This window comes from Acidimicrobiales bacterium (assembly GCA_033344915.1).
Lineage (GTDB): Bacteria > Actinomycetota > Acidimicrobiia > Acidimicrobiales > Aldehydirespiratoraceae > JAJRXC01.
This window is the reverse complement of record JAWPML010000001.1, coordinates 3839682-3855226: the sequence shown is the minus strand read 5'-3', so window position 1 is coordinate 3855226 and position 15545 is coordinate 3839682. Positions and strand designations below refer to the sequence as shown.

The 15545-nt window shown below is 69.9% G+C and carries 17 protein-coding genes; 9 read left to right on the top strand and 8 right to left on the bottom strand.

All coding sequences use genetic code 11. The features are described 5' to 3' along the window. Positions 1 to 17 precede the first annotated feature (17 nt). Both R8F63_18670 and R8F63_18665 read left to right on the top strand, forming a co-directional pair. The gene (locus tag R8F63_18670) at positions 18 to 1379 is read left to right on the top strand and encodes a pyridoxal-dependent decarboxylase (protein ID MDW3220636.1); all 1362 of its coding nucleotides are present in this window, start codon (positions 18 to 20) and stop codon (positions 1377 to 1379) included. Positions 1380 to 1412: 33 nt separating this feature from the next. Further along, positions 1413 to 2480 carry an NADP-dependent oxidoreductase gene (locus R8F63_18665; GenBank protein ID MDW3220635.1) on the top strand — a complete coding sequence of 356 codons (1068 nt, stop codon included), beginning with the start codon at positions 1413 to 1415 and terminating at the stop codon, positions 2478 to 2480. An 89-nt stretch (positions 2481 to 2569) separates the two neighbouring features. Here the strand turns inward: R8F63_18665 and glnII are convergent, their stop codons facing one another. Beyond that, positions 2570 to 3583: a glutamine synthetase GlnII gene (glnII, locus tag R8F63_18660; protein MDW3220634.1), complete on the bottom strand. Its 1014-nt coding sequence runs from the start codon at positions 3581 to 3583 to the stop codon at positions 2570 to 2572. Positions 3584 to 3834: 251 nt separating this feature from the next. On the opposite strand from glnII, the gene R8F63_18655 reads away from it, so the two are divergent. Continuing rightward, a complete protein-coding gene (locus R8F63_18655) occupies positions 3835 to 5172 on the top strand; it encodes a glutamine synthetase family protein (protein MDW3220633.1) in 1338 nt (445 codons plus the stop codon). Then, the gene (locus R8F63_18650; GenBank protein ID MDW3220632.1) at positions 5172 to 5855 is read left to right on the top strand and encodes a response regulator transcription factor; all 684 of its coding nucleotides are present in this window, start codon (positions 5172 to 5174) and stop codon (positions 5853 to 5855) included. The genes R8F63_18655 and R8F63_18650 overlap by 1 nt, the downstream gene beginning before the upstream one ends. Before the next feature lie 43 nt (positions 5856 to 5898). On the opposite strand, the gene R8F63_18645 is transcribed toward R8F63_18650, so the two are convergent. Beyond that, entirely contained in the window at positions 5899 to 6444 is a 546-nt protein-coding gene (locus R8F63_18645; protein ID MDW3220631.1) for a TetR family transcriptional regulator, read from the bottom strand. Between the two features lie 113 nt (positions 6445 to 6557). On the opposite strand from R8F63_18645, the gene R8F63_18640 reads away from it, so the two are divergent. Further along, positions 6558 to 6986, top strand: coding sequence for an Hsp20/alpha crystallin family protein (locus R8F63_18640; protein ID MDW3220630.1), 429 nt, complete (start codon positions 6558 to 6560; stop codon positions 6984 to 6986). A gap of 95 nt (positions 6987 to 7081) precedes the next feature. Here the strand turns inward: R8F63_18640 and R8F63_18635 are convergent, their stop codons facing one another. Together R8F63_18635 and R8F63_18630 are read right to left on the bottom strand one after the other, a co-directional pair. Beyond that, the gene (locus tag R8F63_18635; protein MDW3220629.1) at positions 7082 to 7273 is read right to left on the bottom strand and encodes a hypothetical protein; all 192 of its coding nucleotides are present in this window, start codon (positions 7271 to 7273) and stop codon (positions 7082 to 7084) included. Positions 7274 to 7319: 46 nt separating this feature from the next. Further along, on the bottom strand, positions 7320 to 7664 hold the full coding sequence (locus R8F63_18630; GenBank protein MDW3220628.1) for a Rid family detoxifying hydrolase: 345 nt from the start codon (positions 7662 to 7664) through the stop codon (positions 7320 to 7322). Between the two features lie 48 nt (positions 7665 to 7712). On the opposite strand from R8F63_18630, the gene R8F63_18625 reads away from it, so the two are divergent. Further along, positions 7713 to 8165 carry a DUF664 domain-containing protein gene (locus R8F63_18625; GenBank protein MDW3220627.1) on the top strand — a complete coding sequence of 151 codons (453 nt, stop codon included), beginning with the start codon at positions 7713 to 7715 and terminating at the stop codon, positions 8163 to 8165. 47 nt (positions 8166 to 8212) lie between these two features. Here R8F63_18625 and R8F63_18620 read toward each other — a convergent pair whose 3' ends face one another. Further along, complete coding sequence (locus R8F63_18620) at positions 8213 to 9748, bottom strand: 2Fe-2S iron-sulfur cluster-binding protein (protein ID MDW3220626.1); 1536 nt, start codon at positions 9746 to 9748, stop codon at positions 8213 to 8215. Between the two features lie 73 nt (positions 9749 to 9821). On the opposite strand from R8F63_18620, the gene R8F63_18615 reads away from it, so the two are divergent. Next, entirely contained in the window at positions 9822 to 10739 is a 918-nt protein-coding gene (locus R8F63_18615) for a hypothetical protein (GenBank protein ID MDW3220625.1), read from the top strand. A gap of 15 nt (positions 10740 to 10754) precedes the next feature. Here R8F63_18615 and R8F63_18610 read toward each other — a convergent pair whose 3' ends face one another. Both R8F63_18610 and erpA read right to left on the bottom strand, forming a co-directional pair. Beyond that, positions 10755 to 11711 carry an alpha/beta hydrolase gene (locus tag R8F63_18610; GenBank protein MDW3220624.1) on the bottom strand — a complete coding sequence of 319 codons (957 nt, stop codon included), beginning with the start codon at positions 11709 to 11711 and terminating at the stop codon, positions 10755 to 10757. Between the two features lie 47 nt (positions 11712 to 11758). Continuing rightward, positions 11759 to 12079 carry an iron-sulfur cluster insertion protein ErpA gene (erpA, locus tag R8F63_18605; GenBank protein MDW3220623.1) on the bottom strand — a complete coding sequence of 107 codons (321 nt, stop codon included), beginning with the start codon at positions 12077 to 12079 and terminating at the stop codon, positions 11759 to 11761. Between the two features lie 119 nt (positions 12080 to 12198). Here erpA and R8F63_18600 point away from each other — a divergent pair, with 119 nt between their 5' ends. Then, positions 12199 to 13386: a P-loop NTPase gene (locus R8F63_18600; protein MDW3220622.1), complete on the top strand. Its 1188-nt coding sequence runs from the start codon at positions 12199 to 12201 to the stop codon at positions 13384 to 13386. A 69-nt stretch (positions 13387 to 13455) separates the two neighbouring features. Further along, positions 13456 to 15012: a bifunctional diguanylate cyclase/phosphodiesterase gene (locus tag R8F63_18595; GenBank protein MDW3220621.1), complete on the top strand. Its 1557-nt coding sequence runs from the start codon at positions 13456 to 13458 to the stop codon at positions 15010 to 15012. Here R8F63_18595 and R8F63_18590 read toward each other — a convergent pair whose 3' ends face one another. Further along, positions 15013 to 15522, bottom strand: a complete 510-nt coding sequence (locus R8F63_18590; protein ID MDW3220620.1) for an FxsA family protein — start codon at positions 15520 to 15522, stop codon at positions 15013 to 15015. Positions 15523 to 15545: the final 23 nt, after the last annotated feature.

The window sequence follows — 15545 nt, the reverse complement described above, 5'->3', positions numbered from 1 at the left end:
GCGACGAGACTTGCCCCATGCACGGGGACGGCTCCACCTCCGACGACGTCGCGGCGGCCGTGTTGGCCTACGCCGCCGAGCGGATCGCGCTGGCGCCACCGCCGCTCGACGGCCCGCGCCCCGCGGCCGAACTGACCGCCGACGCCGGGACGACGATCACCCCGACCGGCATCGGCGGCATCGAGGCGATGCGCATCTTCGCGGAGGTCCTCGCGCCGGCGTGCATCTCGTCGGATCACCCGCGCATGCTCTCGTTCGTGCCCGCGGCGCCGACGCGCGCCGCGGTCCTCTTCGACCTCGTCGTCGGCGCCTCGAGCATCTATGGCGGCTCGTGGATGGAGGGCGCCGGCGCGATCCACGCCGAGAACGAGGCGCTGCGCTGGATCGCCGACCTCGCGGGCATGCCGGCGGACGCGGGCGGCGTCTTCGTCAGCGGCGGCACGGCGGGCAACCTCAGCGCGCTCCTCGTGGCGCGCTGGCGCTGGCGCCACGAGGCGGACGGCACCCACGACCGCACCCGGGGGCTGATCCTCGCGTCGGCCCGGGCCCACTCCTCGATCGACCAGGCCGCGCAGGCGATGGACGCCGATGTCCGGCTGGTCCCCACCGTCGACGGACGACTCCAGGGCGCGGACGTCGCCGCAGCGATCGACGCGATGGACGACGAGGATCGAGATCGCCTCTTCGCGATCGTCGCGACGTCGGGCACGACGAACGGCGGCCTGATCGACGATCTCGCCGGCATCGCCGACGCCTGCGAGGCGAGCGGCGCGTGGTTCCACGTCGACGGCGCCTACGGCGGCGCCGCGCTGGCCGCGCCCTCGGTGCGGGACCGGTTCGTGGGGATCGAACGCGCCGACAGCTTCATCGTCGATCCGCACAAATGGCTGTTCGCCCCGTTCGACTCGTGCGCCCTCCTCTACCGCACGCCCCGCTTCGCCCGGGCCGCCCACGCCCAGAAGGCGGCGTACCTCGACGTGCTCCACGAGGCCGACGACTGGAACGCGAGCGACTACGCCCACCACCTCTCCCGCCGGGTCCGGGGGCTCCCCCTCTGGTTCAGCCTTGCGACCCACGGCACGGATGCGTACCGCGACGCGATCGAGACCGGGCTCGCCGTGGCCCACGCCGGCGCGGGGCGGATCCGCGAGCTTCCCCACCTCGAACTCGTGGTCGAGCCCGAGCTCTCCATCGTGGTGTTCCGCCGGATCGGCTGGACCCCGGAGCAGTACCGAACCTGGAGCGACGCACAGCTCGCGGCCGGCTCGTCGTTCGTCGTACCGACCACCTGGGAGGGCGAGACGGTCCTGCGCTACTGCGTCGTCAACCCCACCACGACCGCGAACGATCTCGAGGCGATCTTCGACTCGCTCCGCTGACGGTCCGCGCGCCGTTGCGCGAAACTCGCCGCCATGACCGACCTCACCCTGGCCGACATGCCCGACCCCCTGGTGCGATCCAACCGCCAGGTCGTGCTGCGCCACCGCCCCGACGGGATGCTGAAGCACGACGACGTCGAGGTCGTCGACGGGCCGATGCCCGAGCTCGGTGACGGACAGGTGCTGATCCGGATGGTGTACCTCCAGATGGACGCCGCCGTGCGCTCCTGGCTCGACGAGGGCGAGGGCTACCTCCCGGCTGTCGAGATCGGCGCTCCCGTTCGTGGCGGCGGCATGGGGCGGATCATCGAGAGCCGCCATCCCGACTACACCCCGGGCATGTGGTGCGGCGGCGGGCTGCCGGGCTGGCAGGACTGGGTGGTCGCCGACGGCGACGACCCGTTCGTCAACGCGTTCCCGGCGGACCACGACGCCGTGTTCCAGATCGCCGTCATCGCATCGGCCGCAGCGACCGCTTACTTCGGCCTCACCGACCTCGGTGAGATCGAGGAGGGCGACAGCGTCCTCATCTCGGCCGCGGCCGGATCCACCGGGTCCGTCGCGGTGCAGACCGCTCGCAACCTCGGGGCCACCGTCGTGGGGATCGCGGGCAGCGACGAGAAGTGCCGGTGGGTCGAGTCGATCGGCGCCGAAGTCTGCCTCAACCGCCGCACGGAGGACCTCGCCGCCCGCCTGAAGGAGATCCGCCCGAAGGGCTTCGACATCTACTTCGACAACGTCGGCGGCGACATCCTCGACCTCGCCCTGCGCCGCCTCGCCATCGGCGCCCGCGTGGTCATCATCGGCGCCATCTCGATGTACAACGAGAAGGGGCGCCCGCCCGGCCCGTCGAACTACCTCAACCTCATCAACAAGCAGGCGAAGATGGTCGGCTTCCAGGGCATGGCCTACGTGCAGCGCTATCCCGAAGCCTGGGACCGCATGTGGGAGTGGCGCCGCGAGGGGAAGATGGATTTCGAGATCGACCTCCGGTACGGCCTCGAGAACTGTGTCGACCAACTGAATGCGCTCTTCACCGGCGCGAACACCGGCAAGGCGATGGTCCAGATCGCCGAGGACCCCGGCCCCGGTCCGTACTGACCCCGGACGCGGAGAAGCGGCGCCCGAAGGCGCCGCTTCCCCCACACTCGCTCTGGCTTACGCCAACGCGCTCTCTTCGGCGCTCTGGCTTACGCCAACGCGCTGCAGATGGTGTTCGTCAACAGCGTCGACACCACGTACGGGTCGGCGTTGGCGTTCGGGCGACGGTCCTCGATGTAGCCCTTGCCGTCCTGGGCGACCTGCCACGGGATGCGGATGGACGCACCGCGGTCCGACACGCCATAGCTGAACTGGTCGTAGCGCTGGGTCTCGTGATCGCCGGTGAGGCGATCCTCGATGCCGGGGCCGTAGCCGGCGAGATGGCGCTCGACGGCGCCGTCGGCTCCCATGGCCTCGCAGGCGGCGATGATCGGGTCGTACGACTCGCGCATCGCCTTCGTGCTGAAGTTGGTGTGCATACCGGCGCCGTTCCAGTCGCCCTTCATCGGCTTGGCCTCGATGCTCACCTCGACCTCGTAGTTCTCGGCGAGACGGTAGAGGAGGTAGCGGGCGATCCAGAGGTGGTCGCCGACCGTGACGGTGTCGGCCGGGCCGATCTGGAACTCCCACTGGCCGGGCATGACCTCGGCGTTGGTGCCCGAGATCGCCAGACCGGCATCGATGCACGCCTGGGTGTGCTGCTCGATCAGGTCACGACCGTGGATCTTGAGGGCGCCGACACCGCAGTAGTAGGGGCCCTGGGGCGCGGGGAAACCGTTCGGCGGGAAACCGGCCGGCCACCCGGTCTTCGGGTTGATGAGGGTGTACTCCTGCTCGAGACCGAACCAGGGCTCCTGGTCGCCGTACTTCTCGAGCGCCTCGCGGGCCGCGGCACGGGTGTTGGTCGGGTGCGGCGACAGGTCGGCCGTCAGGGCCGTCTCGCAGAGGACGAGGATGTTGTCGCCGCCCCGGATCGGGTCCGGGCACTGGAAAACCGGCTGGAGGACGACGTCGGAGTTGTCGCCGGTCGCCTGGTTGGTGCTGGAGCCGTCGTACCCCCAGATGCCGGGCTCCTTGCCGTCGGCGAGAATTCGGGTCTTGCCGCGGATCTCTCGGGTCGGCTCGCTGCCGTCGATCCACAGGTATTCAGCCTGATAGGCCATTGGTCGCCTCTCTTGAGGTATCGGTGGTTGATTGAGGACTCGCCGTTTCTACTCGCGATCATCCGATCACGCCCAGGCACGGCACTACGACTCGGTCTCCCGAACCGGACGCCAGGATTCCAAGGCGGGGTTTCCCGGCAATTACCCGTTTGTGAACGGCGTGTGAACGAACCCTTCGCGTGGGCGACGCTCGCCGTTGGGTCTGCCACAGTCATCAGGGCAAGCTTGTAGGTGCCACCCCGGGAGGCAACATGGAGCGCCAACAGGAATACGTCCTGCGCACGGTCGAAGAACGCGGTGTCCGGCTGATCCGGCTGTGGTTCACCGACGTCCTGGGCCAGCTCAAGTCGGTGGCGATCACACCGGCCGAACTCGACACCGCATTCGACGAGGGCGTGCAGTTCGACGGCACGGCGATCAACGGCTTCAGCCGTGTCCACGAATCCGACGTGCTCGCCCGTCCCGACGCGACCACGTTCGAGCTGCTGCCGTGGGCGAAGGAGGACGAGCCGTCCGCCCGCATGTTCTGCGACATCCAGAACCTGGACGAGACCCCGTTCGCCGGCGACCCCCGCCAGGTCCTGCGCCGCAATCTCGACGAGGCCCGCACCCAGGGCTATTCGTTCTTCGCCGCGCCGGAGGTCGAGTTCTTCTACTTCGCCTCGGGCGACCCGGCCCTCGGCAAGCCGGTCCCGCTCGACAAGGCGTCGTACTTCGACCTGACCACGTCGGACGTGTCGAGCGATCTGCGCAAGCGCACGATCCACATGCTCGAGGCCATGGGCATCCCGATCGAGTACTCGTTCCACGAGGACTCGCCGAGCCAGCACGAGATCGACCTCCGCTACACGGAGGCGCTCGACGTCGCCGACAACCTCATGACGATGCGCCTCGTCGTCAAGAAGATCGCACTGGAACGGGACTGCTACGCGACGTTCATGCCGAAGCCGCTCAACGGTGTCCAGGGCTCGGGCATGCACACCCACCTCTCCCTGTTCAAGGACGGCGAGAACGCCTTCCACGACGGCGACCACCCCTACGGCTGGTCCGAGACCGCCCGCATGTTCACCGCCGGCGTGCTGCACCACGCCCGCGAGATCACTGCGGTCACCAACCAGCTCGTCAACAGCTACAAACGCATCGCCGAGACCTCCGAAGCGCCGCCCTACGTCGCCTGGGCCCGCAACAACCGATCGGCGCTGGTGCGGGTGCCGGTCCGCAAGAAGGGCAAGCCGGAGTCCGCCCGCATCGAGTACCGGGCCCCGGATCCGGCGTGCAACCCCTACCTCGCGTTCTCGTTGCTGCTGGCCGCCGGCATGCGGGGCATCACCGAGCGCTACGAGCTCCCCGAGGAGACGAACGTCAACCTCTTCGATCTGAGCGACCGTGAGCGCAAGGACATCGGTATCGAGCCGCTGCCCCGCTCGCTCGACGAGGCACTCGACGTGATGGAGGGGTCGGACCTCGTCCGCAAGACCCTCGGCGACCACATCTTCGAGTGGTTCCTGCGCAACAAGCGCACCGAGTGGGCCGAGTACCAGTCGCAGGTCACGCCGTTCGAGCTGGAGCGCTACCTCCCGAGCACGTGATGGAACCGCTTCTCGTCTTCCCCGAGCCGGTCCCGCCGGAGCTCGCCCAGGCCCTCGACATCGGCGGCTGGACGTGGAAAGCCGCGGCCGACATCGACGCCGCCCGTCGCGACGAGCCGAACGACGGATGGGTCGGGGCGATCGTGTCGGCGACCGCCGGGTCCGACCTGGAGACGGCGCTGCGCTTCTGCCGCGCGATCCGCAACGGCGACGTCAACGTGGACGCCCTGCTGTTGCTCGTCAACGGTGGCCAGCTGATGGAGCTCGATCCCCGCGAGGACCTGTTCGACGACTTCTGCGTCCACCCCTTCCACCCCATCGAGTTCGAGACGCGTCTCAAGCACGTCTTCCGAAAGTCGGGCACGAGCGACGACGTCGACCTCATCGAGTACGGCCCGCTGGCCATGAACCTCGAGACGTACCAGGCGATCATCGAGGGCAAGCCGCTCGACCTGACCTACATGGAGTACGAGCTGTTGAAGTTCCTTGCCGCTCACCCCGGCAAGGTCTTCACCCGCGAGACCCTGCTCAACCGCGTGTGGGGCTACGACTACTACGGAGGTGCCCGCACCGTGGACGTCCACGTGCGTCGTCTCCGGGCCAAGCTCGGCGAGGAACACGCCAACCTCATCCAGACCATCCGCTCGGTCGGCTATTCCTTCGGCCGCTCCCGCTGGCTCTGACCCCGCTTCACCTGGGGTCTGACCCCCGCTTCACCTCGGGGCGTCAGGGCGCGAGCATGCGACAGAGCACGGCGACGAACGAGTCGTAGTCACCGTCGGTCTGCCCCGCCGCGGTGTCGGCCCGCTCCGACACGACGAACCCGTGGAGGGCCCGGCGCACGTTTCGCCCGGCCTGCGCCGCCGGTTCCCGATCGAGCCCGCGGGCCACGCCCAACAGCGCGAACACGCCGTCGAGTTCGCCGACGGCGTCGTCGAGCCCCGGTGCCTCGTCGACCCGCAACGCCGAGGACACGCGTCCCGGATACGCGGTCGCGTACGAGCGGTAGGCCGTGGCGACACTGCGCACCGCTTCGTCGCCGGCCCGCCCGATCGCGGCGTCACGCAGTTCGGAGGCCAACTCCCGGGTCGAGGCGATCGCGGCCGCTTCCTGCAGCCCGCGCAGGCCGTCGACGTGGGTGTAGAGGGCGGACGGGCCGACGCCGAGCTCGCGAGCGACGCTGGAGAGGCTCAACCCATCGGGGCCTGCGTCGTCCACGACCCGCAGGGCGGTCTCGATGATCTGGTCGAAATCGATGGTCACGCGGGGCATGGAGAAACTGTAGACACTTTCTCCATGTTTTGCTAGCTTTCTGAAATACAGAAAGGCTTTCATTCGTTGAAGGCCAGTGGAACATCCCGAAGATTCATCGAAAGGAGACGAGGATGCTCTTCAACAACGACCCCTTCCGTGAGTTCGACACCGTCTTCCGCCGGCTGGGCACGGGCTCGAGTCACCCGATGCCGATGGACGCCTATCGCCGGGGCGAGGACGTTTGGGTCCACGTCGACCTGCCCGGCGTGCCGGAGGACAGCCTCGACATCAATGTCGAGCGCAACGTCCTCACCATCGCCGCGGAACGCGACTGGGCCCCGGAGGAGGGCGATCGTCACTACCTCAACGAACGCGCACGAGGCAGCTTCCGCCGCCAGGTCCACCTCGGTGAAGGCCTCGACGCCGAAGGCATCGAAGCCGACCTGACGGACGGCGTGCTCTCCCTGCGCATCCCCGTGGCCGAGAAGGCCAAGCCCCGCAAGATCTCGATCGGCGTGGGCGGCCAGACGGCGATCGAGGCGGAGTCGACTCCGGCCTGATCCTTCGATCGGGAATCCGGCGAGGGCGGCCCTTCGGGGTCGCCCTCGTCGCGTCCCCCGTACTTTCTGGGGTCAGACCCCCGTACTTTCTGCGCTCAGGTGTATGGGTTCGAGTCGCTGAGCGCGAGGTACTCGTTGGGTTCGCCGTCCTCGGTCACGTTGTCGAGGTCGCGATCACGGCCGACGAGACCGCCGAGCGCGCCGGCGAGTCCGACCATGCTCATCAGGACACCCACCGGCATCACGATGACGAGTGCAACGACGATGACGATCGCTCCGACGTCCATGAGGGCCAGTCTGCCAGACCGGTCGGCGGCAGACCCACACCGCGGCTCAGACCGTGGCGATCGCCTCGATCTCGATGCGGGCGCCGATCGGCAGTTCCTTCACGGCGACGGCGGAGCGGGCCGGGCGATGGTCGCCGAACTCCTCCATGTAGATCTCGTTCATCGCCGCGTAGTCGTTCATGTCGGCGAGGAAGACCGTCGTCTTCACCACATCGCTCAGCGTCGCCCCGGCGGTGTTCAGCACCGATCGCAGGTTGATGAAGACCTGGCGCATCTCGGGCTCGAGACCGCCCTCGACCAGCGCTCCCCCGCTGATGCCGACCTGTCCGGCCGTGAAGAGGAGATCGCCGCCGCGGACGACGGGCGAGTAGGGACCAACGGGCGTGCTCATGGCGGCCACACTAGGTCGCCCCACGGCAACCGGACCTACGCTCCATCCATGGACGTCTCCGTGGCCGACATGATCCTCTTCTGCGAGCGGACCATCGACGGCATGCGCGCTTCGATCGACCGCCTGGACGATGCGACCGTCAACGCCCAGCCTCCGCTGCCGGAACCGAACTCGCCGTATCAGCTCGTCAACCACGCGCTGTCGGCGAGCGTCTGGTGGTGCGATCACGTCATCTGTGGGCATCCGAGCGACCGGCATCGCGACGCCGAGTTCACGTCGACCGGCACCGTGGCCGACCTCCGTCGGCAGGCGGACGACACGGTCGCCCGGCTCCGCCAACTGATCCCGGAGATCGAGTCCGCGACCGAACTCGCCGCGACCGCCCGCACCTCGATCCCGCTCGAGGCCGAGTGGACGGTCGGCACGGCCCTCGTTCACGCCTACGAGGAGCTCGCCCAGCACCTCGGCCACCTCGAGATCACGGTCGATCTCGTGTGCTGAAAGGTGGGACGGGACTCTGACCCCGCGTCCTGACCCCGCGTCCCAACTCAGGGAGCGGGCCAGGTGGGGGGGAAGTCGAGGGAGCGCCAGACGGCGGACGCGACGGCGGCGAAGGCGGCGTCGCTGACGGCGACGGCGGGGGCGTCCGTCTCCTCGATGACCACGTCGATCCTCGGCGTGTCGATCGCGCGCAGGACGCCGAAGCTGCGGATCGTCAGATCGTGGATCTCGCCCGCCTCATCGACCGTGAGCCGTTCGCTGGTGACCCAGCCCAGCGCCATGTGCGCGGCACCCGTGCAGTACGAGCGCAGCACCGTCTCGTCGAGCACCGCACCCGGCCGCACCGTCACCGTGATCGCGCCGTCGTCGCCGACCGCGGCCATCGCGGCTCCTCCGCCGGGCGCCTGGATCCAGCCGCCTCCGTCGCGCAGCGAGTCGAGCAGGACCGCGGCCTCGACCCAGCCCGCCCCGCGGATGTCGACGCTGGTGGGCGGACCGGGCACGTCGACCTCCTCGACCTCGAAGTCCGGTGCCACCGAGCGGATCGCGTCGGCGACCCCGTCGGTGCGGGCGACCCGCACGACGCCGCGACCGTCGGCCGCCACCCCGGCCGCGATGGGCGGCCGCTTGGCTCCCCGACGAACCGCGTCCTCGCGGGAGTACAGGACCCGCACGGCGCGGCCGTGCTCGTCCGCCAGCCGACGGGCGACGGCGCCGACCTCGCTCGCCGCCTTCGCCCCGAACGCGCCGCCGTTCGCCAGGGGCGAGGCCGCCTCGCCGCCCGGCTCGCACCAGGCGGCGTCGGTCTCCAGATAGGCGGGCTCCACCCACGAGGTGCGCAGCGTGCGGTCCCAGTCGCCGGCCGGGAGCTCGATCGGCGGGGGCGACTCCGCCGTCGTCCGTCGTCCCTGGATCTTGCCGGCTGCGGCCAGCGCCTCGGCTCGGGTGTCGGCAACCGCCCAGCCGTCGCCTTCGGCCATCGGCACGGCGACGAGCGCCCCCGCCGGCGCCATGTCATCCGCGAACCCACCCTGACCGAGCGCCACGAGCGGGCCGACGGACTGAGGGACGCCGCCTTCGAGCTCGGCTCGTGCCCGGGCCGCGTCCGTCGGCTCGCCTGCGGCCGCCGTCGGGAAGGCGACCCAGGCGTCCACGACCGGTTGCCATCCGGTGCATCGACAGAGGTGGGCCTGCAGCGACTTCTCGGCTGCCGCCCGGTCCTCGTGGTCGACGCCCTTGGCCCGAAGGCCTTCGTAGCGACAGATGATGCCCGGCGTGCAGAAGCCGCACTGGCTTCCTCCCGTCGCCGCGAAGGCATCGCCCCAGGCGGCGGAAACGCCGGCGGGCAGACCATCGACCGTGGTGATCTCGCGGTCCCGCACCCGCCGTACCGGCGTCACGCACGACACCCGCGGCTGCCCGTCCACGAGCACGGTGCAGCATCCGCACTGGCCCTGGGGCGAACAGCCGTCCTTCACCGATCGGACGCCCGCGACATCACGCAGGACGTCGAGCAACGTCGCGTGCTCGTCGGCGACCCCGACCTCACGGCCGTCGACCCGTAGCGTGAATCCGTCGGTCATCGGCCGCACGCTACCGGGCGGTCCCGCCGACCCGAGGGGTGGTCGACGGGCCGAGCCGATTACCGTTTCACCCATGGCCGCACTCGATCGTCGCACGTTCCTCGTCGGAGCCGCCGGGGCCGCCGGCCTCGTGGGCGCCGGCTCGCTCCTCGCCGCGTGTGGCGATGACGGCGGCCCGCCGGAGATCACCACCGGCTTCCTGGTGCCCACCTCACCCGACGGTTTCGTCGGACCCTCCGTGATCGTGGCGGGCGTGGAACAGCGCATCGCCTACGTGCTCCACGACGGCGAGCAAGTCCTTCGCGGCGATGCCCCCGCCACCGCCGAGATCGGCATCTTCCAGGACGGCGAACAGGTCGCCGGCGGTGTCATCGAGCGACGCAACACCGGCCCGGCGTCGCTCCCCCAGTTCGAGATGGCGTCGTACTATCCGGTGCTCTTCACGCCGTCGGTCCCCGGCGTCTACCAGGCCCGATGGCTCGACGGCGGCGACGAGACCGGCCGCCAGTTCGCCGTCCTGACCGCGGGCGAGACGGCCGTCCCCCAGCCCGGCGACCGCCTGCCCGAGATCCACACCGCGACCACGGACGACCTCCGCGGCATCGCCGACCTGTGCACCCGGGGCGACGACTGCCCGTTCCACGGCACCGATCTCGCCGCCGCCGTCGCCGCGGGCGACAAGCCGATCGTGCTGAGCATCTCGACGCCGGGGTTCTGTCAGACCGAGATCTGCGGGCCGGTGATCGAGCTGCTGATCGAGGTCGCGGCCGAGCGGGACGACCTCCACGTCATCCACGCCGAGGTCTATGTGGACGCCCAGGCCGCGGTCAACGACGGGACATTCCCCGGCCCCACGGTGGACATCGTGAACGAGTGGCAGTTGCCCTTCGAGCCGGTGCTGATCGCGGCGCGCGCGGACGGCACGATCGTGCGCCGCCTCGACGCGACCTACGACCGCTCCGAGCTCGACGAGACGCTCGCCCTGCTCTGAGCCGCGTCCGGTCCGTCAGTCGACGAGCGCCCGCCGCAGCGCGCCGAGCATGTCCCGGGCGGCGCGCTTGCTGACCGCCGCCTCCCTGACCAGCGCGGATCCGTGGAACGTGCCGGGGTAGGCGTGGAGCTCGGTCGACACCCCCGCCTGGAGGAGCCGGGTCGCGTAGATCAGTCCCTCGTCGCGCAGCGGATCGAACTCCATGACCGAGACGAACGCCGGCGGGAGGCCGGCGAGATCTTCGGCGCGGGCCGGCGCGGCATAGGGCGAGACGTCCGGCGAGCCGGGGAGATCGTCGCCGCCGAGATACCAGCTCCAGCTGCGCTCGGCGTTGGGGCGGTTCCACAGCGGCGTGTCGGTGAACTCGACCATCGACGGCGTGTCGAGCCGGTCGTCCAGCTCCGGGATCTCGAGCAGTTGGAAGCACAGGGACGGCCCGCCCCGATCGCGGGCCAGCAGGGCGGTCGCGGCGGCGAGGCCTCCGCCCGCGCTCTGGCCGGAGATCGCGATCCGGTCCGCGTCGACCCCCAGATCGGCCGCGTTGTCCGCCAGCCACACCAGCGCGGCGTAGCAGTCCTCGACGCCCGCGGGGTACGGGTCCTCCGGCGCGAGCCGGTAGTCGACGGACACCACGACCGCCGGGAACTCCGCGGCGATCTGGTCGCAGAGGGCGTCCGTCATGTCGAGCGAGCCGATGATGAACCCGCCCCCGTGGATCTGGAGCAGGCCCGGCAGGGCGGCCTCCGGCTCCTCGACCGGACGGTAGATCCGCACGAGCACGTCCGGATCGCCGGCGCAGCCCGGAATGTGGCGGTCCTCGCGGACGACGTCGCCGCGCGGCGCGACGGCGACGCTCCAGGACGCACCCTCGGCCCGAAGCGCTGCCATCTCCTCGGCACCCGGCCAGTCGATGGACGTCGGCAACAGCGGAAGCATCTCCGCGAAGTCAGGGTCGAAGGCGCGCTCGGTCATGGCGCGCGACGGTAGTCAGGCAGCCCGCAGTCGGGCCAGAAGCCGGCTCAGCTGAAGGACTGGCCGCAGCCGCAGGTGCGCTGGGCGTTGGGGTTGTCGATCGCGAACCCCGCGTCCTGGAGGCCGTCCTTGTAGTCGAGGGTCGCGCCCTCGAGCAGCTGGGCGGACGACGGGTCCACGACGACCTCGATCGAGCCGAACGACTTCGTCATGTCGTCCGCGGCACGGTCGGTGTCGAAGTACATCTCGTACGAGAAGCCGGAGCACCCGCCGGGACGCACGGCAACACGAAGGGCGAGGCCCTCTTCACCTTCGGCGGTGATGAGCTCGTCGACCTTGTTCACGGCGTTGTCGGTGAGGGTGATCATGCGTACGTCTCCTCAGAGGGGTCTGGTCGTTCGAACATCAGTGTACCCGTCGGTATTCCCGACATGCATCTGAAGGACGACGGGCGGCCGACGGGGCGGGCCACCGGTACCCTGGAGACGTGGCCGATCCCGCACTCCCGACCCCCGACGACGTCATGGGGCTGCTGCGCGGGGTGATCGATCCCGAGCTCGGCAGCGACATCGTCGAGCTCGGCATGGCCAAGGGCGCGACCGTGAGCGACGACGGGCACATCGCCCTCGACATCGCGCTGACCACCAGCGGATGCCCGCTCCGGGCCCAGATCCAGAAGGACATCCGCACCCGACTGACCAGCCTTCCCGGCGTCACCCGCGTCACCATCTCGTGGGGCGAGCTCACCCAGGACGAACGGTCCGAGGCGATGTCGAAGGCCCGTTTCAACGTGAGCCAGATCGCGCCGGACACCGCCGTGCCGCCGACCACCAAGGTGATCATGATCGCCTCGGGCAAGGGCGGCGTGGGCAAATCCTCGATCACCACCAACCTCGCCGCCGCGCTCGCCGAGAAGGGCTACGCGGTCGGCGTGATGGACGCCGACATCTGGGGATTCTCGGTCCCTCGCATGCTCGGCGTCGAGGGCGACCTGCTCGCGATGGAAGGCAAGATCCGCCCGCTCGTGCGGGAGATCGGGGCCGGTCGGCTCGAGGTCGTGTCGATGGGCTTTCTCGTCGACCAGCAGGACTCCGCGCTCATGTGGCGCGGGTTGATGCTGAACCGTGCCGTCCAGCACTTCTGCGAGGACGTGGCCTGGTCCGACGACCTCGACTACCTGCTCATCGACATGCCGCCGGGCACCGGCGACGTCCAGATGGGCCTCGCCAGGATGCTGCCCCGGGCCGAGATGATCATCGTCACCACACCGGCCGGCAACGCCCAGAAGGTCGCGGCGCGGGTGGCCGACATGGGCCGGAAGAACTATCTCCGCATCGTTGGAGTGATCGAGAACATGAGCGAGTTCGTGGCGCCCGACGGCAGCCGCCACGCCTTGTTCGGTGCCGGCGGTGGCGAAGCCCTGGCGACTGACGTGGGCGTCCCCCTGCTCGGGCGGATCCCGATCGAGCCGGTGGTCAGCGAAGGCGGCGACATCGGCGAACCCGCCGTGCTCGGTGACGGAGCGGCCGCCGAGGCGTTGCGGGCGATTGCCACCGCCATCGCCGAGGAGCACATCCCTCCGGTCGAGATGGCCGGGTGCAGCGCCCGCATGCTCGACGCGGCGATGGCCGCCCTCGACGAGATGGACGCCGTCGACGACGACAACGTGGCCTGACCCGCACCCTCAATTCGGCACCCGCCAATGCCGATTGAACACTGTGGGAATGCAGGCTGGTCCGGCGACATGACGGCGTGGAACCGCCGGGTCGCGGCTGCCACGCGGGTCCGGGAGGTGGGCGACCCCGACGCGCTCGAGGACCGTCTGCGCTCGCTGGGTCTCCCCACCGGCATGCACCCGGACGACATCGTCGCCGTCGCGACGCTCCTGCGGATCGCTGAATCGCGCGGCACGGGCTTCGGCACCACGCTGCTCGCTCGCGTCGCCGACGCGGACGGATCGACCCGCGAGCTCAAGATCGTCGTCCTCGGCAACGAGGGCGGTGCCACGACGCTGTGCGGCAACGCCGTCGCCGAGATCCACGTCGACGAACTCACGGGGCTCCCCCGCCGCGAGTACGCGATGGCGGCGATCGACCGAGCGCTCCAGGCCTCGCTCACGGGCGAGGCGAGCGTTGCGGTGTTCTCGATCGACATCGACCGGTTCAAGACCGTCAACGACAGCCGGGGCTTTCGCGAGGGTGACGAGGCGCTGGTCGCCCTCGCTCGGGCGTTGGCGCAGCAGCTGCGACCCGACGACACACTCACCCGGGTCGGCGGCGACGAGTTCGCGATCATCTGTCCGGAGATCTTCGGGGTCGCCGAGGCGATGACCGTGGCCGAGCGCTTCCGGGCGTGCTGCACGGAGGCGCCGATCGACAGCCCGCTGGCCGCCCTGACCGTGTCCATCGGCGTGAGCCTCGGCCGCGCCGACCGCAACGCCGAGGCGATGATGCGCGACGCCGAGACGGCGCTGTACCAGGCGAAGGGACTCGGCCGGGACCGTTGCGAGGTGTTCGACGACGAACTCCGCACCAAGGCCGAGCGTCGCATCACCGTGGACCAGCAGTTGCGCGGGGCGCTCGACGGCGACGGGATCCAGGTCCACTACCAGCCCATCGTCGACACCGGGACCCGCCGCATCGTCGGCGTCGAGGCCCTGCTCCGCATCGTCGGCCCGGACGGCGAACACCTCAACCCCCGCGAGCTGGTGGGCGCCGCGGAGGACGGCGGGCTCATCCGCCGGATCGAGGAGACGGTGCTCCAGCGGGGCGCCGCGACCATGCTCGACCTGCCCGAGACCGACGAGCCGTTGTTCCTGTCCGTGAACGTGTCCGATCGGCAGCTCGCCGACAGCCGCTTCCCGCTCGCCCTCGCCCGCACGCTCAACACCGCCGGGCTCGCCGCCGAGCAGCTCCATCTCGAGATCAACCGTGCGATCCTCGAACGCAAGGGCGCCGCCGTCCGCCTCGTCACTCAACTGCGCGCCCTCGGCGTCGTCGTCGCCATCGACGAGTTCATCGGCACGAGCGAAGCCGAGCTCGTGGTGCCGGACGGCGTCGATCTGGTCAAGCTCGACAAGCGACTCGTGCACGGGGTGCACGGTGAGCGCGGCCGGGCCCGGGCCGAGCTCGTCATCGGGGGAATCCTGGAACGGGGACTGGACGCCTGCGCGGTGGGCGTCGAGACGGACGACGACCTGCGCGTCATCGAGGAGCTCGGTTGCCGGTACGCCCAGGGCTATCTGATCTCGCCGCCGGTCGACGCGCAGCAGCTGCGCAACCTCATCCGCGATCAGCGCTGATCAGTCGGAGATCGGACCGAGTTCGATCGCGCCGGGCGGTTCGTCACCGTTCGGATCCGTGGGGGTGACGTCGGTCGCGTCGGCGTCGGTGTAACCGCCGAACCCTCGGCCGGGGGCGAAACCCGGACCGAAGGCCGTGCCCCCGACGGTGATCCGTCCGGCGAACCGCTTCTTGAGGATCTCCCGTACCAGGACGCGGGTGGGCGGCAACAGGAGCAGCAGCCCGAGGCCGTCCGTCAGGAAACCGGGCGTCAGCATGAGGGCGCCCGCGAGGAGCACGAGCATGCCGTCGATCAGCGGATTCGTGGGGAGCTCGCCCCGGCTGAGCTGCGCCTGGAGTTTGCGGAGGATAGACATCCCCTCGCGGCGGACGAGCCACGCGCCGATGGCGCTGTCCAGCACGAGGAGACCAAAGGTCTGCCAGCCACCCAGCACCGAGTTGACCTGGACGATGAGCCAGATCTCGGTGAGCGTCACGATGCCGAAGAGCAACAGGAGGAAGCCGAACACGGAGTCAGCTTAGGCTTGGCGCC

Bases quoted from the DNA above. Each gene is read 5' to 3' on its own strand.
- R8F63_18625 (MDW3220627.1), top strand. From the start codon at position 7,713: ATGGACGTCTCCGTGGCCGACATGATCCTCTTCTGCGAGCGGACCATC.
- R8F63_18640 (MDW3220630.1), top strand. From the start codon at position 6,558: ATGCTCTTCAACAACGACCCCTTCCGTGAGTTCGACACCGTCTTCCGC.
- R8F63_18615 (MDW3220625.1), top strand. From the start codon at position 9,822: ATGGCCGCACTCGATCGTCGCACGTTCCTCGTCGGAGCCGCCGGGGCC.
- R8F63_18665 (MDW3220635.1), top strand. From the start codon at position 1,413: ATGACCGACCTCACCCTGGCCGACATGCCCGACCCCCTGGTGCGATCC.
- R8F63_18650 (MDW3220632.1), top strand. From the start codon at position 5,172: ATGGAACCGCTTCTCGTCTTCCCCGAGCCGGTCCCGCCGGAGCTCGCC.
- R8F63_18620 (MDW3220626.1), bottom strand. From the start codon at position 9,748: ATGACCGACGGATTCACGCTACGGGTCGACGGCCGTGAGGTCGGGGTC.
- R8F63_18635 (MDW3220629.1), bottom strand. From the start codon at position 7,273: ATGGACGTCGGAGCGATCGTCATCGTCGTTGCACTCGTCATCGTGATG.
- R8F63_18645 (MDW3220631.1), bottom strand. From the start codon at position 6,444: ATGCCCCGCGTGACCATCGATTTCGACCAGATCATCGAGACCGCCCTG.
- R8F63_18630 (MDW3220628.1), bottom strand. From the start codon at position 7,664: ATGAGCACGCCCGTTGGTCCCTACTCGCCCGTCGTCCGCGGCGGCGAT.
- glnII (MDW3220634.1), bottom strand. From the start codon at position 3,583: ATGGCCTATCAGGCTGAATACCTGTGGATCGACGGCAGCGAGCCGACC.
- R8F63_18610 (MDW3220624.1), bottom strand. From the start codon at position 11,711: ATGACCGAGCGCGCCTTCGACCCTGACTTCGCGGAGATGCTTCCGCTG.
- R8F63_18670 (MDW3220636.1), top strand. From the start codon at position 18: ATGCACGGGGACGGCTCCACCTCCGACGACGTCGCGGCGGCCGTGTTG.
- R8F63_18595 (MDW3220621.1), top strand. From the start codon at position 13,456: ATGACGGCGTGGAACCGCCGGGTCGCGGCTGCCACGCGGGTCCGGGAG.
- R8F63_18655 (MDW3220633.1), top strand. From the start codon at position 3,835: ATGGAGCGCCAACAGGAATACGTCCTGCGCACGGTCGAAGAACGCGGT.
- erpA (MDW3220623.1), bottom strand. From the start codon at position 12,079: ATGATCACCCTCACCGACAACGCCGTGAACAAGGTCGACGAGCTCATC.